The organism is Neisseria sp. HMSC078H04, from assembly GCF_001838135.1.
Lineage (GTDB): Bacteria > Pseudomonadota > Gammaproteobacteria > Burkholderiales > Neisseriaceae > Neisseria.
In genome coordinates, this window is the sequence record NZ_KV835834.1 from 16,542 (window position 1) to 32,490 (window position 15,949).

The 15,949-nt window shown below is 45.6% G+C and carries 13 protein-coding genes; 7 read left to right on the plus strand and 6 right to left on the minus strand.

The window, feature by feature from the left end:
• Positions 1-19 precede the first annotated feature (19 nt).
• The 4 genes from HMPREF2560_RS04400 (at position 20) to HMPREF2560_RS04415 (ending at position 7,034) form a co-directional block, all read left to right on the plus strand.
• Positions 20-1,699: a dynamin family protein gene (locus tag HMPREF2560_RS04400; protein ID WP_070608724.1), complete on the plus strand. Its 1,680-nt coding sequence runs from the start codon at positions 20-22 to the stop codon at positions 1,697-1,699.
• 77 nt (positions 1,700-1,776) lie between these two features.
• A complete protein-coding gene (locus HMPREF2560_RS04405) occupies positions 1,777-4,038 on the plus strand; it encodes a dynamin family protein (RefSeq protein WP_070608725.1) in 2,262 nt (753 codons plus the stop codon).
• 52 nt (positions 4,039-4,090) lie between these two features.
• Positions 4,091-6,211: a dynamin family protein gene (locus tag HMPREF2560_RS04410; protein ID WP_070608726.1), complete on the plus strand. Its 2,121-nt coding sequence runs from the start codon at positions 4,091-4,093 to the stop codon at positions 6,209-6,211.
• 160 nt (positions 6,212-6,371) lie between these two features.
• A complete protein-coding gene (locus HMPREF2560_RS04415) occupies positions 6,372-7,034 on the plus strand; it encodes a HEPN domain-containing protein (RefSeq protein ID WP_083306207.1) in 663 nt (220 codons plus the stop codon).
• A gap of 252 nt (positions 7,035-7,286) precedes the next feature.
• Here HMPREF2560_RS04415 and HMPREF2560_RS04425 read toward each other — a convergent pair whose 3' ends face one another.
• From HMPREF2560_RS04425 to HMPREF2560_RS04440, 4 genes are all read right to left on the minus strand, one after another.
• Positions 7,287-9,077 (minus strand): assimilatory sulfite reductase (NADPH) flavoprotein subunit, encoded by a 1,791-nt coding sequence (locus HMPREF2560_RS04425; protein ID WP_070608732.1) that lies wholly within the window; start codon positions 9,075-9,077, stop codon positions 7,287-7,289.
• A 190-nt stretch (positions 9,078-9,267) separates the two neighbouring features.
• Positions 9,268-9,591 carry a DMT family transporter gene (locus tag HMPREF2560_RS04430; RefSeq protein ID WP_070608734.1) on the minus strand — a complete coding sequence of 108 codons (324 nt, stop codon included), beginning with the start codon at positions 9,589-9,591 and terminating at the stop codon, positions 9,268-9,270.
• Between the two features lie 27 nt (positions 9,592-9,618).
• Entirely contained in the window at positions 9,619-10,488 is an 870-nt protein-coding gene (locus tag HMPREF2560_RS04435) for an ABC transporter six-transmembrane domain-containing protein (protein WP_070608736.1), read from the minus strand.
• 11 nt (positions 10,489-10,499) lie between these two features.
• Positions 10,500-10,925 carry a MarR family winged helix-turn-helix transcriptional regulator gene (locus HMPREF2560_RS04440; RefSeq protein ID WP_070608738.1) on the minus strand — a complete coding sequence of 142 codons (426 nt, stop codon included), beginning with the start codon at positions 10,923-10,925 and terminating at the stop codon, positions 10,500-10,502.
• Positions 10,926-11,107: 182 nt separating this feature from the next.
• Here HMPREF2560_RS04440 and yddG point away from each other — a divergent pair, with 182 nt between their 5' ends.
• Both yddG and HMPREF2560_RS04450 read left to right on the plus strand, forming a co-directional pair.
• The gene (yddG, locus tag HMPREF2560_RS04445; protein ID WP_049344252.1) at positions 11,108-12,022 is read left to right on the plus strand and encodes an aromatic amino acid DMT transporter YddG; all 915 of its coding nucleotides are present in this window, start codon (positions 11,108-11,110) and stop codon (positions 12,020-12,022) included.
• A gap of 129 nt (positions 12,023-12,151) precedes the next feature.
• On the plus strand, positions 12,152-13,462 hold the full coding sequence (locus HMPREF2560_RS04450; RefSeq protein ID WP_070608741.1) for a sulfate adenylyltransferase subunit 1: 1,311 nt from the start codon (positions 12,152-12,154) through the stop codon (positions 13,460-13,462).
• A gap of 70 nt (positions 13,463-13,532) precedes the next feature.
• Here HMPREF2560_RS04450 and glyA read toward each other — a convergent pair whose 3' ends face one another.
• A complete protein-coding gene (gene glyA, locus HMPREF2560_RS04455; protein WP_070608743.1) occupies positions 13,533-14,783 on the minus strand; it encodes a serine hydroxymethyltransferase in 1,251 nt (416 codons plus the stop codon).
• A 133-nt stretch (positions 14,784-14,916) separates the two neighbouring features.
• Positions 14,917-15,291, minus strand: a complete 375-nt coding sequence (locus tag HMPREF2560_RS04460; RefSeq protein ID WP_070585602.1) for a hypothetical protein — start codon at positions 15,289-15,291, stop codon at positions 14,917-14,919.
• 221 nt (positions 15,292-15,512) lie between these two features.
• Here HMPREF2560_RS04460 and HMPREF2560_RS04465 point away from each other — a divergent pair, with 221 nt between their 5' ends.
• Entirely contained in the window at positions 15,513-15,731 is a 219-nt protein-coding gene (locus tag HMPREF2560_RS04465; RefSeq protein ID WP_003746288.1) for an HP1242/YdcH family protein, read from the plus strand.
• Positions 15,732-15,949 lie beyond the last annotated feature (218 nt).

Consider the following 15,949-nt stretch of genomic DNA (forward strand, 5'->3'; position numbering starts at 1 on the left):
TTCAGGAGAAATTTATTTTATGAACAGCAAACAGCAATTTTTAGATTATATCGGTGAAGTTAAGAACATCATTTCCCCTTTGGAAATTTCAGATAACAAATTATCGGAAATTCAAGGAAATATTACGGATGCAGAGCTGATTGTACCGGTGGTTGGCGGATTTAGCGCGGGAAAAAGTACATTGCTCAATTCTTTTTTAGGCAATGAGATTTTGCCGACTGCTGTGACTCCGGAAACTGCATTAGCAACAGAATTGCGTTATAGCGATAGCAACTATATTGAAGCAGTAACGGCTTCGGGTGCGGTTGAACGTCATCAATTGGCTGATTTTGCACGCTTAAAAGATAATGCACAAAACTTCAAAAATTTGCGTGTTTATTTAAATAATGAAAATTTAAAAGCCATTCAACCTTTGGTATTGGTTGATATGCCAGGATTTGATGCGCCGATTGAAAACCATAACCAAGCTATTTTGAATTACCTGGAGCGTGGCGTTTTCTTTGTATTCCTAACCAGCATTGAAGACGGAAACATTACATTGAGCATGAAGCGTGAAATTGACAATCTCCAACAAATTGGAAAAGGCTTTGCATTCTGTATCAGCAAAACCAATTTGCGTGCACCTGATGATGTTAAAGCAGTACAACAAAAAATTGCCGAGCAACTGGAAGACGATTTTGACTATATGGGACAAATTGCCCTTTTAGATATGGATGGTGGCAATAACCTTAAAAATATTTTGACTGCAGTCAATCCTGATGAATTGTTTAAACTTTTGTTTATTGATGAATTGCGTGAAAACTATACAGGATTAATACAAAGCATCAATGTCAAAATTTCTACATTTAAATCAAATAGAAAAGAAATCGAAGAAACTTTATCTGCCCTGCAAAACAGCCTGCAAGGTATTGAAGCCAAAAAACAATCTGCAATCAATGATGTCGAGCAGCGTTATTCACGAGATAGCGTATCTGTCATCAATCAGGCTGTCACATCTGCGATTTTGCAGCAAAAAATGCGACTGGTTGATTTGGCAATCAATAACCAAGGTGCATTTGAGCGCGAGCTGAATGACATTACAAAAAATGCACTGCTTTCCGCCGTTCAGACCCGCTTCCGAGCCATTAGCCAAGATTTGATAGAAGAAATGGGCAATGGTATCAATGCACAATTAGCTACTTTGCCGGATGGCGGTTTGGGTGGCATTGCAATGGATGTATTGGCCAATAGCGGGGCAGACGCTTTCGGAAAAGTAGCTAATACAGCATTAAAATCAATATCTAAAGCAATTATGGTTAATGTGACTTCGACAACATTGAAAGCATTGCTTGGTGGTGTATTTGGTATTGTAGGTGCGGTGTTGCTCTTCCTGCCTGAAATTATTTCTTTATTTACAAAAGGAGAGAAGGAGCGCAGACAGCGTGAACAAGTAGAGCAGGCAATTATCAATAATGTCATTCCACAAATTCAACAGCAGCTTAATACCGTATTGCCTGACTTAATGAATCAGAATATTACAGCCCTGATTAATCAAGTCAGTGAACAGTTTGAGGAGCAGCTGCAACAAAAACGCAATGAGATTGAAGCTGCAGAGGCAGAAAAAGCAGCAAAAGCCGCCGAGTTGGAAAGCACAATTAGTGAGTTGGAAAGCGGCAAGCAACAGTTGACTACAGCGGCAAACCGTTATTTGTTTGCCTAATCATTTTCAGACGGCCTCAATAATATCGAAGGCCGTCTGAAAAAATAGATACTCTCAAAAATATTAAGGATCTATTCATGGATATCATCCAGTTAAACAACCAAATTGAAGAATTCGTAAATAAAAATAATTTCAGTCATGATGCCTTGGCTTTGAAGCAGGAACATGCAATTCAGAAAAGCGAAGAGTGGCAGAGAGTTTTAGATAGCTTTGCAGAACAAGGCCGTGTGTTGCGTATCGGTATTATCGGGCGTGTGAAGGCAGGGAAAAGCTCCATGCTCAATGCCTTGCTTTTCAATGGTAACGACATTTTGCCCAAAGCAGCCACACCGATGACAGCTGCGCTGACCATTATGGAATACAGTGAAAATGTCAGCGCAGAAGTGGACTTTTTTACTCAACAAGACATTGATGAAATTAAAGTCAAATATGATTTTTTCCAAAAAGCGTTAGATAGTAAAGTTAAAGAAAAAGAGCTGGAAAATGCTGAGAGAATTAAGAGAAAAAAGGGTGTTAATTCTTTATCGGCGGAAGAGCAGCAAGAATGCCGCAATAAGGCCAAATCTCAAGCCGAACGGGAGATGAAGGACGATCCGTCTTTTGCTTCATATGATCAATATTGCCGTATTAAAGAATCAGGCAAATCATTAAGCGATTTGGAGCAATACCGTACGATTTCAGCGGGTAGTGTGGAAGAGTTGATGAATGGCGTATTGAACCAATTTGTTGGGTCAAGCGGAGCGTTCATGCCGTTTACCAAGTCCGTTACATTGCATATTCCGGAAAAAGGTTTGCAGGGCCTGCAAATCATTGATACCCCGGGAATTAATGACCCTGTGACATCTCGTGGCGAACGCACCAACCAATTGTTGCAACACTGCGATGTCGTATTGATTGTTTCTCCTTCGGGACAATTCCTCAGCAGTGAGGATACCGATTTGATGCATCAGGTAACGACTAAAGAGGGGACGCAGCAAGCTTATCTTATCGCCAGCCAGGTGGATAACCAATTGTTTGGCAGTGAAAGTCAAGGCTTGAGCGATCCTATTCATGTTTTGGAACGTATTTCTGACAATTTGACCAAGCATGCGCGTAATGTTTTGGCCAAACAAGTCCAAGAATATCCGTCAATGAAAGTGGCTGCGGACAAGTTGAGCAAAAACAACGTTATTTGCTCTTCAAGCGTAGCGTTTTCAATGCAGCAGCGTTTTGATGAGCAGCATACTTGGGATGCCAATTTGCAACACGTATGGCGCAATTTGAATCAAAAATTCCCTGATGTTTTCAGTCATGAAGAATTGGCTAAAAATGCATTAAACCAATTGGCCAATATTCATCAGATACATCAAATAGTGAGTGAAGTAACTGCCAATAAAGAACAAATTTTGGCGCAACGGCGCATTGATTTTGAAAATGGCAAACGTACCGCATTACAAGGCTATTTAAAAGCATGGGCCGAGCTCATCAATGAGCAGATTCATCAGATTCAGCATGCCGATGTGGACGAATTGCGCAAGCAAGAAGCCGAACTCAAAAAGCAGCAAGCCACAATCGATGCCAATGTGGGCGGCGTGTATGATGATTTGATTTCGGATATCAAACTGAATTTGAGCAAGCAATTAAAAGACAAATTGAAAAGTGAAATGCGCCGTTTTGACAGTGTTTCCGATAATGCTCAGGGGTCGGAAACCGAATACTATGAAGAAGAGTATGAAGTTGAAATATCTCGAGGCAAATTTTGGGATTTCTTGAGGGGGCCAAAGCGTGAAACCAGGACTAGAACTGAATCATATTCTTACACCACAGTAAAAGCCAAACCGATTCGTCGCGCAATTGAAGAAATTCGTTCTAATTTGGAAGATGAATTGGGCCATTTGTCTGAAAGCTATTCACAGGCTTGGAAAAAGAAAATCTACAGCCAAGTCGTCAGCGCGTTGAGGGAGGCAATGGGTGACGGAGAGTTGGATGTCAATATTATTGCCCGTGCGGTAAAAAATGTTTTGGCGCGTATTCCTGAGGCTTCATTTAAATTAGAAGACGATATACCTAAAAGCCTGAAAAAGACAGGTAAGTTAACAGGTTATGAGGCAGAATCATTTATTGATGATGCAGAAGATTATATTTCCAATCTTAAAGACGTGGTTAATAAAGATATTTCTGCCTATATGACAACTTTGGTAAGCAACCTTAAAAAAATTGACTTGGCAAAAGAGTTGACCGCAGATCTGGAAAATAACCTGAAACAACTGCTGAGTGAAATTGAAAATAAAGAAGCGAGCTTATTTAATTATCGAGGTATTCAAAAAGAATTGGCAGGTTTGATGCAGTCCGCCGCTTAATCAAAATCAATCAGGCCGTCTGAAAAATTCAGACGGCCTGCAAGGAATAAATATGTCTCATCATTCAGTAGATCAATTGAAAGAATGGATTAGTCCGAGCATTCCTTTGGGCTTGATGTTTGGTAAGAAACAACAAGCCTTGGAAATTCTTGAACAAATCAAACAGCAACTTAAGAGCATAGACATCATGCAAGAACAATTGAATCAGGCAGAGCAAGAGCTGCCTGAATTGAAAAAACAGCTTGAGCAGGCACAAAAAAAATTAGAGCAATTACAGAAAAATTTGTCGGAAAGCGAATTGCGTCAGACTTTGATTGCAGACCTTTTATCGGCCAATAATCTGAATCCCGGTGTACGACAGTATTTTCAGCTTTTGGGAGGAGAGTTTTTAGAATTTGCCAATCAGGAAGATTCCTTGAAAGATGAAGCGGCGGCATTTTTAGAATTGCAGGCAATTGGTGATGAATTAAAAGTCATTGGCGCTTACCCGGAATTTTACAAAAAACGCTCGATTGCCATTGCCGGAGGTTTTAGCGCCGGTAAATCCGAATTTATCAGCAGTTTGTTTGAGGATCCCAATATCCGACTGCCTATCGGCATCGAACCGACTACTGCCATTCCGACTTATGCCTTAAACGGTCAGGAAAACGGCGTGATCGGTTGCAGTCAGAACGGTGGTGTGATTGATTTGCTGAAGATTGATCCTGATTTTCAACAAAAATTGTCTCATAATTTTATCCGGTCATTTGGTTTCAACCTTAAAACCATCATGCCTTTTGTGTTTATGACGACGCCGATGAAGTTTGAGCATTTGTGCTTTATCGATACGCCGGGATACAACCCGTCTGATGTGGCAGACGGACATACCGCGGAAGATGTAAAAACGGCGCAAGAGTTTGTCCAAAATTCCGAGGCTTTGCTGTGGCTGATTGGTTTGGATTCCAACGGTACGATTTCAAAAAGCGATTTGGACTTTTTAGATCATGCAGGACAATACAGCCAGAAACCGCTCTATATCGTTCTAAATAAAGCAGATTTGCGCCCATATGACCAGCTTGAAGAAATTATGGCAGAAATTGCCGATACTTTGGACGATTACGATATCGAAATTGCCGGTATTTCTGCATACAGTTCTATTATGAAAGAAGAGTATTTGTATCACAAACAGTCGCTGCATGCCTTTCTTGCCAGCCTGGATCAGCCGTCTGAAAAGCAAACCTTGCTTATGCGAAGATTGTTTGCCGTAGATGAAAAATATCAACGTGCTATTTTGCGTACCATCAAAGAAAACAAGCAAATCAATGCAACTTTAAGCGGCTTCAAGTTGGATTTGTTAGAAAACGGCTTTGATGACCTGAGTTCGGATTTGTATGAAAAGCTCGGTAAAATGAATTCTATCTTTACCATCAAGCAAAAAGAAGAACATCTGAAACAATTGGAAACAGTCACAATGAAGATTGTGGCGGCAATTGAGCAGGTGTTTGGTCAGCCAAGCAAGGTTAAACGTAAAAATTGGACGCAGGATGAAATCGAGCTGGATGAAAAATTTGTTCGGTTAACCCAAAAGGAGCAAATGCCCGATGAATTGATGGATGACCAGCCTTCAAATGAGAAGGAAACATATTCAACAGAATTAAGTGCTAGATTTTGGGGGTATTGGGGAAATAGGCTAGTAGGTAGTAATTCTAAAATAGAATTAACTGTAGGTATGCTTTTGATTGATAATAAAGAAACCTTTACATTTGATGAATGGGAGGATGTTTATAATAATCACTTTAAACATGTTCATCAAAATTGCACCTGTGATGATGCTTTGAATGCACTTTGTGAAGCTGGAATAATCCGTTGTATTGATGATGGAAGTAAGAAAAATGAATTTGGTTTTGGAAATATGTTAGCTATGGTATTGGGAGGAAGTAATCCAATTAAAACATACCAATTTGTTTTACCGGATAAAGAAATTTTTAATCAGTTTTTGCAACGGCACAATAATATTAATCTGTCGGATGAACAACTTGAGGCAATAAAAGCTTTGATAGAATCACAGCACTATTTTGATTTTGAGGATTGGACAGAGCACTATAAGGGGGAACATGCTGCTTTAGCATTAGGTAGATTGGTTAAGGCGGGAGCTGTTAAAAAAGAAAAGAATGATTATTATTCATTTGTTTAATTGATGGCCTGGGCCGTCTGAATATTCAGACGGCCTCAGTAAGTGCAATATATTATTTTTAAAAAATATTATGAAGGGTGTATTATAATTTGCTTCATTCCATTGCAGGATATTCCGTGCATATGAAGTGAATTTATCGATACGCTAAAAGGGAATGGCAATGAATTTATCTGGAATCAAGACATATTATCAAGACCATAAAAATACTTACTCGGAACACTTCCGCTTGCGTATCCACCGCTCTTTGAGCTGGCTGGAAAAGGCGGAGGAAAGATGGTCGGTACAGGATTGGGATTTTGCCTTCCAGTCTATGTGGATTGCGTTTAATGCGGCTTATGCTTATGAGCTGGATGGACGAACCATGCCTGCGGATCGAAACAAATTTCAGACTTTTTTAAATAAGGTCTGTGCGCTGGATACGGATAAGCAGATTTATGCTTTGGTGTGGAAGGAATTTTCGGGTGCGATTCGATCTTTATTGGGCAATCGCTATGTGTTTCAGGAATTTTGGGATTTCCATAACGGCTATATTTCTGAAGCTGCTTATTTGGAATGCTTTGAAAAAGAGCGGCGTAAAGTAAATGCGGCTTTGGTCGCGCAGGATACGGCAACAGTCTTGTTTGTGTTGTTTGACAGGCTTTACACTTTGCGTAATCAGATGGTGCATGGCGGTGCGACTTATAATAGTAGCGCCAATCGCGAACAATTAAAGGATGCCTGTAAGATTTTGGGCAGTATCCTGCCGGTAATGCTGTCGGTTATTCAGAAAAATGCCGATAAGGATTGGGGCAAGCCGTTTTATCCGTTTGTAAAGGAGGATTGATATGGCAGTTAAACCCCGCCAAGATGTTTATTGGACTTGTCTGTCTTGCGGTTGGCAGCGTGAGGCATCTAAGGGATCGGATATGTTGTTGCCCAAGCCTGGACAATGTGGCAAATGCGGAAGTCAAAATTTGGAGCTAAAACGAGGTAATATGTTGTCAGGTTTATTTAAGATGTTTTCGGGAAAACGATAAAGATTAAAAGGCCGTCTGAAATTCAGCTTTCAGACGGCCTTTATTTTTTGTTTATCCAATCAATAAACGTCGCGTTGGTAGCGTTTGTCTTCGCGCAGGTCGTTGAGGTAGTCTTCGGCTTCGTCGCGGCTGAGTTTGCCTTGGGTCTCAATGACTTCGATCAGGGCGTTTTCGACATCGCGTGCCATGCGTGCGGCGTCGCCGCAGACGTAGATGTGTGCGCCTTGTTGCAGCCAGTTCCAAACTTCGGCGGCGCGTTCGGCGATTTTGTGTTGGACGTAGACTTTGTGTTCGCCTTGGCGGCTCCATGCGAGGTCGGCGCGGGTAAGGAGGCCGTCTTTGCGCCATTCGCTCCATTCGAGTTGGTAGAGGAAGTCGTCGGCCAGGCGTTGGTTGCCGAAGAAGAGCCAGTTTTTGCCGCTGTCGCCATTGGCGGCGCGTTGTTGCATAAAGGAGCGGAAGGGGGCGACGCCTGTGCCTGCTCCAATCATGATGATGGGAGTGTCGCCGTTTTGGGGTAGGCGGAAGTTGGGGCTGGGTTCGACAAAGACACGGATTTCGCTGCCTTCTTCGAGGCGTTCGCCCAAGTAGCCGGATGCTGCGCCGGTGTAGGTGTGGTCATGGTGGTCGAAACGGACGACGCCGATGGTGAGGTGGACTTCTTCGCCGACTTCATCTTGTGCGGAGGCGATGGAGTAAAGGCGCGGGGTTTGTGGGCGGAAGAGGCTGTATAGGGTTTGTGCGTCCAGTGGGTGCGGATAGGCGGCAAATACGCCTACGGGCGGTGTGGCGGCGAGGTAGGCATCCAGTTGGGCTTTATCTGCAACTATGGTTTTGAGTTCCTCGTTGTTTGTTAATTCGGCGTATTGTTGGACGAATGCCGGTGTGTTTTGGGTGATGTCTGCGGATTCGGTCAGGGCAGTGCGGATGTCGGTTTCGCGGCCGTCTGAAAGTTGGACGGTTTCGTTGCCGTTCAGTTGGTTGAGGTCGAGGATTTCTTGAACGAGGTCGGCGGCATTCAGCGGCCATACGCCGAGCGCATCGCCTGCCTGATAATGCAGACCTGAGCCGCTGAGGTCGATTTCGATGTGTTCGACGTCTTTTTCTGCGTCGCGCGAGGTGATTTTTTGGCGCACGGATAGGGTGGCTGTGTAGGGGTTTTCTTTGGTGTAGATGGTGTCGTTGTTTGGTGTTGCTGATCCGTTTGGTGCGGCGGTTGTACTTGGGCTTGCTGCTTGGGCGGCTAATTCGGCTACTTTGGGTGCGACGGCGGCAATCCATGCGTCGGCATCGGCTTGGAATTCTAAGTCGCAAATGCCCAAGTCGTTCAGACGGCCTGCGCCCAGTTCGGCAAATTTGGCATCAAAGTCTTTGCCTGCTTGGCAGAAGTTGGGATAGGAGGAATCGCCAAGACCCAAGACGGCAAAGGTCAGTTTGCTGAGGTCGGGTTTCTTTTTGCCGTAGATGAATTTGTACAGGGGTAGGGCTTCTTCGGGTGGTTCGCCTTCGCCTTGGGTGGAGGTAACTAAAAGCACGATGTCTTCGTCGGGCAGGGTTTTGCTTTTGAAATCGCCTGCGCTGCTGAGGCGGGCTTCTACGCCGGCGGCTTGAAGTTTGGCGTGTAGGGATTCGGCAACGCTGCGGGCATTGCCGGTTTGGGAAGCAGAGAGAACTAATACGCGGCGGCTGACTGTCGGAGCGGCTGTTTGCAGGGCAGATGGTTCGGCTACTACACCGGATACGCCTTGGCTTTGCGCCCAGCAATAGCCGGAGAGCCAGGCAAGTTGGGTGGGGGATAGTGTGGAGAGTTGGACGGAGAGTTCGGGTGGAAGCGGATTGGCTTGGCTCATTTGGATTCCTTTGTTGGACGGCTATAACCGATTGTTTGAATAATGGACAGTCGCCACTTTAAACAGGCCGTCTGAAAAAAGGAAAGAATGCTTGGTTTTAATTTAAGATGATTTCGTTATATTTGGGAAGGTATTAGGCCGTCTGAGCATGCTCGTTCAGACGGCCTTGGATCGGATAGAAACGAGATTTTCAGTTTCCGCTAGAGAGTTTCATCACTACGACACCTGAGATGATGAGAAATGCGCCGAGCCAGCGGCCGAAGTTGGCGGCATCGTTGAAAAATACAACGCCTACCAAAAACGCTCCTGCCGCGCCTATGCCTGTCCAGACGGCGTAGGCCGTCCCCATGGGTATGTTTTTTTGGGCGAGGAATAGAAAAAATCCGCTGCCGGCGATGCAGGCCAGGGCGGCTGCAATACCCTGCCAACGGTAGCCTTCCTGTTGTGCCAGCTTTAAGCCCAATGGCCAGCCGATTTCCAGCATACCGGCTAAGATTAAATAAAACCAACTCATAATATGTCCTGATAGTGTGTTAAGGTTTCAGACGGCCTTGGAAAGATTGTTTTCTTCCGAGAGTTCAACGCGTTGTCCGATGTCTTTTAAATTGGAGTATTGTTCGACCAAGCGCGGTACATCGTCCAAGCTCATTGCAAACATCCATAAATAAGTGCTGACGGAATAGATATGGCCGGCGCTGCCATAGCCTTTAAGCGTCATGTGTATAAAGGCGAAGCCGAACAATACGCTCATCGCCATGCCGATACTGAGATAGCCTAAGGCTTCGCGGTTGGAAATCAGCACGCGTAGTTTGGCAACCCAGCCATAGTGGCGGTAGAGCTGATGCTCGTTGCCGTCACTAATAAGGTGGTTGTCGAGTTCAAGCCGGTTGTTTAAACGGAAATATAGGTTTTCGCTGATGGCGGCAAAACGCGGCAGCAACCATAAAAACAGGGCAAGTATCGCGACAGCCAATACGCCCACCCAAAATTCCAATATCAGCAACATCATACATGCACCGAAGATGGAGACCAGCGAAGTAGCAGCGATGGGCAGGTGTTCTTCAAAAAAACTGACAAACTCACGCGATAGGGCAACGCGTGCGGTAATGGCAGAATGTGGTACTTCTCGTTTGCGTTGTTCCAAAACGACCGGGACGGCTATTTCAGTATAGATTTTGGTAAATGTGCGCGTATCGGCTATCCTTCGGGCGGCGCCGATTATCCACATTAATAAAACCACCACACTATACAACATTGCCTGCCAGACGTTGCCTTCCATAACGGCATTAATCGCCCAGCCGCCAAACACGGGATATACCAGCAAGAGCAGATTATCCAAGCCGACGAGAGAGAAGGTTGTGATGAGTTTGCGGCGGTGTGTTTGACCGATGTGTTTCAACATTTTCCACATGGTTGCCCTCCTTATTTAGTATTGAGAGTTTGCGCCATTAATTCGGCTAATGTGTCCAAATCGGCAAACAGTCGGGCTGCACGTTTTTCACCGAAGGCGGTAAAAATTCGTTTGCTGAATTCCTGCATGTTTTGCACCAGTGGTGCGGCGGATTCCTTGCCTTGCTCGGTCAGCGACAATAAGCGTTCGCGTTTGTCTTGTTCGCTTTCTTGAAATGTCAGCAAGTCTTGTTCCGCCAGCGTTTTGCATGTGCCGGAAACGGTTTGCTTGGGCAGGCTCCATTCTTCGCCTATGTATTTTTGAGTGCGGCTGCCTTCGGTGGCTAAGGTGTAGAGAACGGCTAAGGTATTGTAGTTGGTGTTTTGCTGTTTAATCCATTGGTCGAATGCGCTGTCTATGCGGCTGATGCGCATACCGAGTTGGTCAAACTGATTCATAAATTGGTCCTGATATTGACTAATTGGGTGTGGATTATAGTCATGTTTAGGACTAATTGCAAATAGAAGGCCGTCTGAAACAATCATTTTCAGACGGCCTTGAAACCGTTAAAATAATTAATGTAGAAACGATATTTTCAAACTACGATAAACCTAATAAAACCATCTTCAGCACATACGCCATGATTCATTTCTTATCTCAAAATATTTCATCCAAACAAGCCACTGCCATCGGGCTGCTTGCCGTTGCCTTGTGGAGCTTCGTCATTTCTCTGATACGCTCTTTGAGCCTGCATATGGGGGCAGTGGGCGGCGCGGCGATGATGTACACCCTGTCCACTGTATTGATTTGGCTGATTTTTGGCCGACCGCATTTGCGCAATTACAACCGCAGCTATTTGTTTTGGGCGAGCGTGTTTTTTGTCGGCTGCGAACTGTGTTTGTCGCTCTCGGTCGGTTTTGCGCAAAACGCGAGACAGGCGGTGGAAATCGGCATGGTCAATTATTTGTGGCCGACGTTTACCATCGTCGGGGCGGTATATTTCAACAAACAGCCGTCAAAATGGTGGATAGTCATTGGCTTTGTGCTGTCGTTTTTAGGGATTGCCACTGTACTGGGCGGCGATGTCGGCTTGTCGATTTCCGGCATTTACCACAATGTCCGCACCAATCCCGGCGGCTACATCATGGCATTTGCGGATGCGGTGTTTTGGGCGGCATATTGTACGCTGACGGCGCGTGTGAAAGCGGAAGGCAGCAGTGTCGGTTTTTTCTTTGCGTTGGTGTCGATACTGTTGTGGATAGAGTATTTTCTCAGCGGCGCGGATACGTTGAGTTTTGATTCCGTATCGCTCGGCTATGCCGTTGCCGCCGCGTCTTGTATGGGCTTGGGCTATGCAGTGTGGAATATCGGTATTTCGCGCGGCAATCTGACTGTATTGGCGGGCGCATCTTATTTCATTCCGGTATTGTCTGCAGTGGTGTCATCGTTTTTGATTAGTGCGCCTTTGTCCATGACGTTTTGGCAGGGTGCGGGAATGGTGTGTTTAGGATCGATTGTGTGTTGGTTGGCAACCCGGAGAAAACAGATGGTGTGAGGCAATATCCCATAGCTTCGCGATATAACGAAAACAGCTTTTTTAACAACCAAACATTCTTTCCCATTTTCAGACGGCCTGTTTAAAGTAGCAGTCAGTTTGAGAAATCACGAGAAATGGGAAAGAATCATGACTGCAGCTTCCGCTCCGCTTTTACGCTTCATTACCGCCGGCAGTGTCGATGACGGCAAATCCACCCTCATCGGCCGCCTGCTCTACGACAGCAAAACCTTACTGACCGACCAGCTTGACAAGCTCAACCGCGCTGCTGAAAACGGCGAAACGCCCGACTTCGCCAGCCTGACAGACGGCCTTGCCGCCGAGCGCGAACAAGGCATTACCATTGACGTGGCCTACCGTTATTTCGCCACGCCCAAACGCAAATTCATCATTGCCGATACGCCGGGACATGAGCAATACACGCGTAATATGGTTACCGGCGCATCGACTGCCGATGCCGCCATTATTTTGGTTGATGCCACACGCGTCGATTTTTCAGGTAATGAACCTGTCCTCCTGCCCCAAACCAAACGCCACAGCGCAATTCTGAAACTCTTGGGCTGCCCCAACATCATCGTTGCCGTCAACAAACTCGACTTGCTCGACTTTGACGAAGCCAAATATCAAGCCATTACCGAAGCCTACCGCAAACTGGCGGAACAAATTGGCCTCCAAGCACAAATCCACTTCCTGCCCATCAGCGCCTTGAAAGGCGACAATATCGTCAATGCCAGCAGCCAAACCCCGTGGTATCAAGGTTTGCCGCTTTTGCCTTTGCTTGAAAGCCTGCCTGTCAACCGTCAAAATGCCGCCGACCAAGCCGCGCACTTTCCCGTACAACGCGTGGCGCGCCAAGACGGCAGCAGCAGTGACGACTTCCGCGGCTATCAAGGCAGATTGGAAGCGGGCCGTCTGAAAGTGGGCGATGAAGTTAAAGTCCTGCCCAGCGGCCATGTTGCCAAGGTTGCCGAAATCTATAATGCAAACGGTAAAACCGAATCTGCCGAAGCAGGGGAAGTGTTGACTGTCGTTTTGGATACCGACATCGATATTTCACGCGGCAACAGCATTGTTTCAGCCGACAGCGCCATTGTTCCCGAACAACAATTTCAAGCCGCGCTTTGCTGGTTTGACGATATTCCGCTCAATCTGCGCCGTAAATATTTGCTGAAGCACACTACCCAAACCACGCCCGTAAAAATCAGCGAAATTGCCTATGTTTGGGACGTGAACACCCTCAGCCGCGTCGAATCCGCCGAAACGCTCAAGCTCAACGACATCGGCAGCGTCAGTTTCAAAACCCAACAGCCGCTCGCCGCTGCCGCATACGAAGACAACCATGCACAAGGCGCGTTTATTTTGATTGACGAAGCCACCAACCATACTGTCGCGGCAGGCATGATACGCAAAGTCAGCGAAACAAACAGTTTTGAAATTTAAAAGAAAAGTTGAAATAAAAAAAGGCCGTCTGTTGTTCAGACGGCCTGTTATTTTATCCAAGGCGAAATGTTTATGCGCCGTAAACCGGATATTTATCGCACAAAGCAGTCACTTGTTCGCGGACTTTGGCGAGATTGGCTTCGTCTTCAGGGTTGGCCAATACGTCGGCAACCAAGTTTGCCAATACGCGCGCGTCGGTTTCGTTAAAGCCGCGTGTAGTCATGGCGGCGGAGCCGATGCGGATGCCGGAGGTAACGAATGGTTTTTCCGGATCATTCGGGATGGCATTTTTGTTGACGGTGATATGAGCTTTGCCCAAAGCGGCTTCGGCGGCTTTGCCGGTGATTTTCATCGGTTGCAGGTCAACGAGGAAAACGTGGCTTTCAGTACGGCCGGAAACGATGCGCAAACCGCGTTTAACCAACTCTTCCGCCATAGCGGCAGCATTGATTTTCACTTGTTTTGCGTATTGTTTGAACTCAGGTTGCAACGCTTCTTTAAACGCCACGGCTTTGGCAGCGATAACGTGCATCAATGGACCACCTTGCAGGCTTGGGAAGATGGCAGAATTCAACGCTTTTTCGTGGGTATTGTCACGGCACAAAATCACACCGCCGCGAGGACCGCGCAGGGTTTTGTGGGTGGTGGTGGTGACGAAGTCGCAGAATGGTACGGGGTTAGGATATTCGCCGCCGGCAATCAGGCCGGCATAGTGCGCCATGTCGACAAAGAGGTATGCGCCGACTTTATCGGCGATTTCGCGGAATTTTGCCCAGTCGATTTGCAACGCGTAGGCAGATGCACCGGCCACAATCATTTTAGGTTTATGTTCAAGAGCCAAGCGTTCTACTTCGGCATAATCGAGAACTTCGTTTTCATCCAAACCATAAGTAATGGCGTTGTAGAGTTTGCCGGAGATGTTGACGCTTGCGCCGTGGGTCAAGTGGCCGCCGTGTGCTAGAGACATGCCCAAAATGGTGTCGCCCGGTTTCAAAACAGAAGCGTATACAGCTTGGTTGGCTTGGGAGCCGGAGTGCGGTTGGACATTGACATATTCTGCGCCAAACAACTCTTTAGCGCGATCAATCGCCAATTGTTCGACAATATCAACGTATTCGCAGCCACCGTAGTAGCGTTTGCCCGGATAGCCTTCGGCGTATTTGTTGGTCAATTGCGAACCTTGGGCTTCCATGACGGCACAGCTGACGTAGTTTTCAGAGGCAATCAGCTCGACGTGGTCTTGCTGGCGTTGGTCTTCTTGGGCAATGGCTGCTGCCAAATCGGGGTCATATTGTGCGAGGGTAACGCTTTTTGAAAACATGTTCTCGATTCCTTTGTGATGGGCTGAAAATATAGGATGGAGTGCTGCGAATTGGTTCAAGATGAACTATTTTTCTTGCATTGTCAACAATTGTGTCGGGTGTTTGGTTTCAGACGGCCTGAGATTGAAGGGTTTATTTGAAAATATCATCTTGTTTTAGATGAAAATCCATTTTTTCCAGAAGCGCGGCTAAGTCGGCTTCTGCTTGGGCAGCCTTAAGATTTTTTGCCAGTTCTACTAAGGCTACTGCATTTAATCGTTCTTTCTCCAGCCGTAGAGCTTCTTCGCTGAAGATTTTGATATTGTCTGCCGATTCGGCGGTATCTATTTTTTCAAATGGATAAAATGATTCTTCGTGCACGGCCAAACCGTCGGGCAAGGGGGCAGCATGGTTGAAATCGGCATCATTGACCGGCATCCATGAAGGATGGTTTTCAAGCAGGATAAATTGTCCGTCCATGCCGTTGATATGACGGAATAGGGTGGTTCGGCCATTGTGTAAACGCATAAGCCCGATTGTATGCCCAAGTCGGCAAGCCGTCTATAAAGCCGTTTCTTTCTATTTTGGCGCTAACTTATGTTGATATTATTAATTTTGATGTAAAACAGTTTCGACTTAAAAAAGACTGGATAAAACGCCCGTGTTTGTTATAATGAAGCTAAAGATTAATTCGTCCTAGTTTTTGGCAGCAGTACTTTTTTATTTAATTAACAAGAGAGGAAAACAAAATGTTTCCAGAATATCGCGATCTGATTTCTAAACTGAAACAAGAGGATGCACACTTTGCCCGTTTGTTTGAGGAGCACAACGAGCTGGACGATAAAATTACCGGTTTGGTGAATAACGTGGTAACCAGCGGCGCCGAAGAAATCGAGGAGCTGAAAAAAGCCAAACTCAAACTCAAAGACGAATTGTATGCCCTTTTGCAAAAAGCAGCAGGCAAATAATTAAAATTTGAATAAGGCCGTCTGAACGGTATGATGGAAATCTCAGATTCCCTTTCATGCCGGTTCAGACGGCCTTTTTAATTATTAGGCATTTGGTTATTTTTATTGGCTTAATTTAACGAATAATTGTAAATCACTCTTAATTGCATTGAAAACTCTGTTAAGTTTATTTAAAATCTCGAATAATTTTTATTTTGATTTTTAACAAACAAAGTTAA

Excerpts from the sequence above, each read along its gene's own strand:
- HMPREF2560_RS04400 (WP_070608724.1), top strand. The coding sequence starts at position 20 with ATGAACAGCAAACAGCAATTTTTAGATTATATCGGTGAAGTTAAGAAC.
- HMPREF2560_RS04405 (WP_070608725.1), top strand. The coding sequence starts at position 1,777 with ATGGATATCATCCAGTTAAACAACCAAATTGAAGAATTCGTAAATAAA.
- HMPREF2560_RS04410 (WP_070608726.1), top strand. The coding sequence starts at position 4,091 with ATGTCTCATCATTCAGTAGATCAATTGAAAGAATGGATTAGTCCGAGC.
- HMPREF2560_RS04415 (WP_083306207.1), top strand. The coding sequence starts at position 6,372 with ATGAATTTATCTGGAATCAAGACATATTATCAAGACCATAAAAATACT.
- HMPREF2560_RS04425 (WP_070608732.1), bottom strand. The coding sequence starts at position 9,077 with ATGAGCCAAGCCAATCCGCTTCCACCCGAACTCTCCGTCCAACTCTCC.
- HMPREF2560_RS04430 (WP_070608734.1), bottom strand. The coding sequence starts at position 9,591 with ATGAGTTGGTTTTATTTAATCTTAGCCGGTATGCTGGAAATCGGCTGG.
- HMPREF2560_RS04435 (WP_070608736.1), bottom strand. The coding sequence starts at position 10,488 with ATGTGGAAAATGTTGAAACACATCGGTCAAACACACCGCCGCAAACTC.
- HMPREF2560_RS04440 (WP_070608738.1), bottom strand. The coding sequence starts at position 10,925 with ATGAATCAGTTTGACCAACTCGGTATGCGCATCAGCCGCATAGACAGC.
- yddG (WP_049344252.1), top strand. The coding sequence starts at position 11,108 with ATGATTCATTTCTTATCTCAAAATATTTCATCCAAACAAGCCACTGCC.
- HMPREF2560_RS04450 (WP_070608741.1), top strand. The coding sequence starts at position 12,152 with ATGACTGCAGCTTCCGCTCCGCTTTTACGCTTCATTACCGCCGGCAGT.
- glyA (WP_070608743.1), bottom strand. The coding sequence starts at position 14,783 with ATGTTTTCAAAAAGCGTTACCCTCGCACAATATGACCCCGATTTGGCA.
- HMPREF2560_RS04460 (WP_070585602.1), bottom strand. The coding sequence starts at position 15,291 with ATGCGTTTACACAATGGCCGAACCACCCTATTCCGTCATATCAACGGC.
- HMPREF2560_RS04465 (WP_003746288.1), top strand. The coding sequence starts at position 15,513 with ATGTTTCCAGAATATCGCGATCTGATTTCTAAACTGAAACAAGAGGAT.